Annotated in this window: 4 protein-coding genes; all 4 read right to left on the bottom strand. The window is 37.8% G+C overall.

Annotated elements, in window-relative coordinates:
- Positions 1-54: 54 nt before the first annotated feature.
- Positions 55-459, bottom strand: a complete 405-nt coding sequence (locus tag LUA86_RS19365; protein ID WP_370634390.1) for an SGNH/GDSL hydrolase family protein — start codon at positions 457-459, stop codon at positions 55-57.
- Positions 460-1,024: 565 nt separating this feature from the next.
- The gene (locus tag LUA86_RS16630) at positions 1,025-2,644 is read right to left on the bottom strand and encodes a RagB/SusD family nutrient uptake outer membrane protein (RefSeq protein ID WP_231464857.1); all 1,620 of its coding nucleotides are present in this window, start codon (positions 2,642-2,644) and stop codon (positions 1,025-1,027) included.
- An 18-nt stretch (positions 2,645-2,662) separates the two neighbouring features.
- A complete protein-coding gene (locus tag LUA86_RS16625) occupies positions 2,663-5,779 on the bottom strand; it encodes a TonB-dependent receptor (protein ID WP_231464855.1) in 3,117 nt (1,038 codons plus the stop codon).
- 431 nt (positions 5,780-6,210) lie between these two features.
- Complete coding sequence (locus tag LUA86_RS16620; protein WP_231464853.1) at positions 6,211-7,509, bottom strand: hypothetical protein; 1,299 nt, start codon at positions 7,507-7,509, stop codon at positions 6,211-6,213.
- Between the last annotated feature and the right edge of the window lie 144 nt (positions 7,510-7,653).

The raw sequence follows: 7,653 nt of genomic DNA, 5'->3' as shown, positions 1-7,653 counted from the left end.
TGTAAGAAAGCTCTACTGCCATCTTCCTGAAGGATTCATCAAACATTCGTCTGCTCATATAATCAAATTTAAAAGTTTCTTTCTAAATCTGACGACTAAATTCCTCCAGTCAAATGTAGCAACTCCATCTTCTCTTTTACCAATGGACCTACCGTTCCACCAATCATTTGTTCCCAATAAGATAGTGTATATGTCAGCCTTAGGAAAATTAAGCTTATTTATTTGGTTAGCTATGTCTCCGGAAGTCCATCCATTATAACCTTTATTCACATAGTGAACCCATGGAAGTTGTTCCACAACCCTTGTCAAGTAACCTTTTGAGACCCTATTCCCAGTTTCGCCTTGATGATCATTGAGATAGGTTATAGAATCACCTATAGCCACCCATTTTTTGTCGTCTTTTTTAAAGGAGAAAGTCGATATAAACAGAAATAATATTAAACAATATTTTATATACATCCTTGTATGCGTATGATTTATTGATTTGGAAGAAAAGTTTTAACAGCCTTAAATTTAATTTAATTCCGAGTTTAAAATTAATTCAACCTGTTTTAGCTATCATTTTTTGGCTTAATGAATGCTTTCAAAGCATTTAATACATAAGATAGTACTCTTTCATCAGCATGCGAAAAAAGTTACGAATAGATAAAAAAATTTTATTTCTGGTAGATGAAAAGTTGCTGTGGATTTACTTGTAGCTCTTAATCCGTAAATTTAATTTCCAATAATATAATCTCTCTTTATTTAATTGCGTGTTGCGCATTTATTTTCGATTACTAAACACCTCTCCGTCCACCCACTAGCTTCAGGAGAGGGTTAGCATTCAACCAAATCAACCAAACTTATTTTTAAAAGCGATATACATTATCTCTGCCAAATAGGAAACTTTAGATGACCATCTGGTAATGTCTAGAAAGTCAGCTTGAGATAAATTTAACCCTTAAACAGATATCATCATTAGTGATTATACCTAGATTATTGAATAGTCACTAATGATGATATGGATATAAATAATTATCTGTAGTTATTGCCATCCAGGATTTTGTGCCACTTTTGTTACATCAACTTCCGATTGTGGAATAGGCATATACCACATTTTTTCTTCAAAGGGACGGTTCTGAGCTACAGAAATGGTATAGCTAGTTCCTGCGGCGTTCCAGTTAATTGCTTTTATATCACCGCCGAACCTCAATTTCCATCTTCTATCATCAAAGAAACGGTGTTCTTCGAAAGAAAGTTCAACACGTCTTTCATGCCTGATCGCTAAGCGCATTTGTTCTTTATTAAGTCCTGTAGCCAAATTTGGCAAGCCTGCTCTAGTCCTAATCACGTTAACATAAGTATAAATTAAAGGATCTGCTGATGGTGAAGTATTGGCCTCATTACTGGCTTCTGCGTAATTAATATACATTTCTGCCAATCTAAACCAAATGCTCATCGCCTGCCTGCCTGATCCGGTACTCAAACTCACATTTTCATCTACAAACTTTCTCAGATAGTATCCTGTTTTGGTGTTATTTGTTCCGCCATTGATGGCAGAATTGCCACCCGGGTAGGTTTGAATATTTACACCTCGGGAAATACTACCATTGTACCACACTGTAGCATAAAATCTTGGTTCCCTTCCAATATAGGGCCTCGTCGGGTCATACCCAGAGGCTGGATTAGTAATATCCAACCCATTGGCCATTTGATACTCATCGACAAAATTTTGAGTTGGGGTTGTATTTCCCCAACCGCTTAATCCTGGCGGATAGTAATATTGCTCATAATTTTTATTGTTTCCCTGATTCCTGAACCAAATGATTTCATTATTGGCGAATACATTGAAAATCGCTTTATAATTATCAGCCTTATTAGCCAAAGCATTATAGAGTGTAAATTGGTTAAGGTCAATCACTTCCTTGGAAGCAACTGCAGCGGCCTGCCATTTTGCTGCCACGTCTGCAGAATTTAGCGGGCTTGCAGCGTACAATAACAACCTTGATTTAAGCGCCATACACATTGCACCATTTGCTCTACCTAATAAATTTGTCGCAGCATAGGTCGTAGGTAATAAGGGGATTGCGTCATTTAAATCTTTCAATATAAACGCCACACATTCTTCGTAGCTGTTTCTTGTTAGAACAACATCATCATTTACACTTCTTGGTTTATCTATAATTGGAAACCTTCCATAAATTTTTAAAATATCGAAATAAAGGAATGCCCGCATAAATAAGACCTCTCCACGTAATCTTTTACGGGTTTCTTCGTCCTCAGGGTTTAATACGGGTACATCTGGTAATTTTAATAATGCAATATTTGCTTTTCTGATACCGACATAACTATTTCTCCATACGTTGATATAGGTGGTAATATTTGAGGGACCATAACCTCCGCCACTAAAAGTAATTGCAGAAGCCGTGTAGGTTGCAAATCCTTCGTCACTCATGCTATCATAAGGTGTGGAGTTAATTCTGGCTTGGGCTGTTGGAAGTACCGAATAAATGTTGTTTACGAAATTCTCTGTCTGAATCATCGTACTAAAGGCCTGTTCTTCAGTAATATTTTCATTAGGTGCAAGATCTAGAAAATCTTTCTTACACGATACAATGGATAGTAAGCCAATTAACAGCGTACCGATAAATATCTTATTTTTCATAATTATTTTATTGATGAATTAAAAGTTAAGGGATAGACCGAAGTTGTAAACTTTTTGCTGTGGGTAGGTAGATCCTATGCTGCCATTGCCATATTCCGGATCAACCAGTTTGATTTTGGACCAAGTAACCAGATTTTGCCCATTTGCAAAAACCCTAACAGTCTTTAAGCCTACTTTTTTTAGCAAATTCTGAGAAAATGAATACCCAATCTCTGCATTTTTTAAACGTATATAATTTCCGTTTTGCTGTGTAAAGGTGGATAGACGGTTGTTGTTTGGGTTAACACCAATGTCTACCCTTGGAAAAGTTGCGGTGGCAGCATTCGCTGGCGTCCAGCTATTTAGATGTTCTTTAAGTGCCGTTCCCTGAGAAAAGAAAGGAACATAACCCCATTGATCAAAATAGGTTGTGGAATTTGCAGAACCTTGAAATAATATACTAAAATCAAGCCCTTTAAAAGCACCATCAAGGGTAATACCATATTGCATTTCCGGTATTGGAGAATATCCAATCGCGACTCTATCAAAATCATTGATCACCCCATCACCATTCACATCAGTATACTTTAAATCTCCCGGCACCACATTACTGGTAAAAGTCTGTTTTGGGCTGGCCGCAATTTGTTCCTTGCTCACAAAAAAACCTTCTGATATTAAACCTAATGGCTGTAAAACACGATAACCTATACCAGATTGGTATGCATATAGCGGCGTGGCTTCGTTGTTGTCAACTACTTCATTTCTGTTGAAGCCGATATTGGCTCTCAAATTGATCATGAAGTTTGAGAAATTTTTCCGTGCTCCGATTTCCAGTTCAATTCCTTGATTTTTGACAATTCCTTTATTCACAGGTGGGGAATTAGGCAAACCAGAAAGTTGTGGAACCAGCGAACTCACAAGAATTTGTCTCCTATCTTCCCTGAATAGATCTAAATTCACTGATATAAGGTTATCGAATAACTTACTTTCGAAAGCAATGTTCTTCTTATAGCCCCGCTCCCAGGTAATGTCAGGATTTCCTAAGAATGCTTCTGCCAAGCCAGGTACTCCCGATGGATTTATACCAAATGTTGTTCCTGTTGCATCTGCATAATAACTGTTGAATAAAAATCTGCTTCCACCAATTTGATCATTACCTACTACACCATATGATGCTCGTAATTTCAAAAAGGATACAAATTTCAGGTTATTTTTAAAGAAATCCTCTTCTGAAGCAATCCAGCCGATTGCACCTGCGGGAAAGAAGCCAAAACGTTTGCCTGGCGCAAAGTTTTCAGATCCGTTATAAGCATATGTGGCTTCTGCAAAATATTTATTTTTATAGTTATAGGTTGTTCTACCGGCAGCTCCCTGTACTGCGGCAGGAATTTCTATATTGTTATAAGATTTTTGCTGAGTGTAATTAATTGAACTTCCTACAGTATGATTGCCAAATACCCTGTCATAAACTATCCTCACCTGATAAGTTGAAAACCTAGTTAATCCATCTACGCGAGTTACGCCACCAAGTTTCGAACCTGTGCGCGTCCTGGTATACGTTCCGTTTGGATTGTAAAAGAATGCATCATAACCTTTAGCTCGTGTTTGATCCTGAGAGTAATTTGCATCATACGACAAAGATGCTGTAGCAGTTAGACCTTTGGTGATTACATCTAACTTTTGAGTAAGGGCAAATGTTCCCTGTGAACGCCCGACATAGGATACAACATAACCATTATCGGTAAGTTCGGCAACAGGGTTGTTTGTCAAACCGATAGAGGTTCCCCAGGAACCATCAGGATTTCTGATTGGTGCTAAATTCGGTGCAAACCGCACAATGGAGAAAAACGGTTCATTGTCATATCTTGGCCGATTTACCGAACCAAAACTCCCGGATAAATCCAAACGGAAAAGGGTGGTTTTGGTTATATCTACGTCAACATTACCACGGAAATTGTATCTTCTGAATACCTGATCGGAAGGATATGGAGTTTCGAATTTTTTATAGATCCCCCCTTGAGACAAGTAACCAGCTGAAACGAAAAATCTTGCGAAATTTGATCCTCCATTAACCTGTAAAGTTTGTCTGGTCATTACTGATGAATTTTTCAACAATAAATCCTCAAAATTATTATCAGGAAATAAAAATGGATTCGTTTGATTTTTGTATCCGTCTAATTGAGCTTGAGTATAGGTTAATGGGGTGCCATTATTAATGTTTGCCTGGTTATATAAGGTGGCATATTCAAAAGAATTGACAACCTCGGGAACTCTGGTGGGTGTTTGCACACCATACTGGGATGTGAATGAGATCGACGGTGCCTTACTTGCCGAACCTCTCCTACTGGTAATTAAAATTACGCCATTTGCCCCCCTTATACCATAAATAGCGGTTGCAGTAGCATCTTTCAAAATACTTACACTTTCTACATCACTTGGCTCAATATCAGCGATGGTACGCCCCTCAATACCATCAACTACCACCATTGGCGAAACGCCATTTAAAGTTGCCACGCCTCTTATATACAGTGCCGCACCGTCATTGCCCTGCACACCACTTCTTTGTATAGCCACCAGGCCCGGCAACCTGCCCGCAAGTGCATTACTTAAATTTGCTACAGGGCTTTGCCTTAATTCTTTAGTTGAGATGGATGAGATCGCTCCAATTACACTTGCCTTTTTTTGAACGCCCAAGCCCACTACCACTACTTCGTCCAAACCTTTAAGGTCTTCCAAAAGGATAATTTTAAGTTCAGTTTGATTGGTAATGGTAATTTTCTGCGTAATGTAACCCACCATTGATACCAGTAGCACATTGCCAGGAACGACATTTTTTAGCGTGAATTTACCATCCGGTGCAGTACTCGTTCCATTATTAGTTGTTTCGATTTTCACACTTACCCCGGGCATCCCTATTCCATCTTTATCTACTACCTGACCGGTTAAAGTAAAATCATAGACCTTGATAGATCCAGAGTTTGATTTTGGGTTATGTATTGTATTGTACAATAATGATTTAGATGCAGGATGATTAGCAAATGCACTTAAATTAAACAGCAGTGTAGCTATTGCAATTGGCAGCCACTTGTTTTTTTTACGCACAAAATGGCCCGAGCGATTTGTAAGCCCATGGTAGAAAGTAAAATTGTTTGTCATTTTAGTTGGTTATTAACGGTTTAAGTTATTTGGTTCTAACATTGATTAAACAATCGGAGAGAATGTTTACAAATGCTAAACGAATTTAACTAGACACAAACCAGTTATTGTAACTTGCCGCACTCCAATTGTTTTGAAAAATTATGTAAGTGCAAACAACTGTAAAACAGACAATTAAAACGATTAAAATTCAAATTTGGAAAAGCATTCTAAGGCATTTAGAGATAAGCCTTACAGATTTATCTTAATTTCAGGAAACTAATGATTGGTTTTGATTTAACATAACGATATTAATATGCAGCCATACTGTATTTAATTAGGAAAAGGTTTAGCGGGCAAAGCAATAAAAATTATTTGAGCAAGATAAAAACACGTACACATGGTGATTTCAAAGCTTGAGAGATACCAATTTCATTTAGCTTAATTCTTGCCTAGAACATATTGCCGGTTGACAGGTCAACGAGTTTTGGTGAAACCACCCGGCCAATGCCATTGAACAAAATTTTAATGCCCATCACTTTTCCTATGGTAGTTTTGTAACTTGTATTGAGTACGTTTTTTCCGTTGATAAATATAGAAGCTTTTTTGTCTTGTACTTTGATTGAGAGATTGCCGCCATTAACAGGATTAAATGCTAGGGCGCTTAAATTACCATCAGTACCCAGCACCCGCAATTCCGAAAATTTATAATCGCAAAATACGGCGCAGTCTTTGCGAAACAAATTTATCACATGTTTGTCTCTTTCGCCCAATATGATGATCGCTGTCCCGACGCACTGCGTTCCGGGACGGTTTCTTTCTGAATAGACTCTACATGCAAAAGAGAAATTATCGCCACTAATGTCTGTAGCCTTTACATTACTATAACCAATCATAAAAGGTTTTCGGGTATCAAGTCCGGCAGAGTCTAGCTGATGTTCAGAAACATAAATATTTTCAGGATCAAGTGCTTTGAGTCCGATAACCGGAAAGGCACGGGAGGTGTCGTTACCTGAATTGGCCACCCATCCCTTGGTTTGCATAAAAACGCTGGTAGTATCAATAGGTTTTCCGTTATGAAATAAGGTAGCATACACTACTCCAGGATTTTTGAAAAATTTGGATACTTTTCTGTCACCACTGATGGATGATCGGCTCGCTTCTTCCAGGAAATCGATCTCATATTTTTCATCGCTATCCGAATTTGTTTTGTGTTCAAGTTTAAAAACCGCCGAATGGGGAACGTTTCCATAGGGATTGGTACATATTAATTTCACCTCAGGCACGTCCTTATATCCATAGTAAATCAGTGTTCCTGCAGCCAATGTTAATAGTGCCGCAAAAACGAGCACAATTCGTCTTAGTTTTTTCTTCTTCGCCTTCGGCGCCTCCACCTTTAAAGTCGGGGATTGAACCTCATTTGGAATTGTTGCGTGTTGCCTGGAAAGTTTATAAAACATCTCCAATTCGTTCCAGCTCCGATGCCCTATAAATTGTGCCAATGCATCTCTGGTAGCTTGTTGTGGATTATACTTTTTGGAAGTTTGCAATTTACCTAAAACACGTCTTAAGGTATTTTCGCTTAAATATACTTTGGTTTGTTTTCCTAATCGACTTGAAAGCTTAGTATAATCAGACGAGCGCCACTCAGAAACGGGCTTATCGCCCATTTTTTTTTCAATTTCAGATACACAATACTCTGATAGTTCATAAAAAAATTGCGTTTCCTTATTTCCAAAATCTGAATGCATAGTTTATAATTATTTGAATCACAGATGATTAATATGACAGAAAATTTCAAAGACTTTGTAATGGCAATAATTAAGGGCGTTCTTCGATTTCGCCTAGTTTTACACTAACCAAAAAATCATGATTGCAAACATAATAAACAAATA

Origin of the sequence: Pedobacter sp. Leaf132, assembly GCF_920984695.1 — a bacterium.
In the GTDB taxonomy this organism is placed as follows: Bacteria; Bacteroidota; Bacteroidia; order Sphingobacteriales; family Sphingobacteriaceae; genus Pedobacter.
This window is presented reverse-complemented; position numbering and strand designations above follow the sequence as displayed.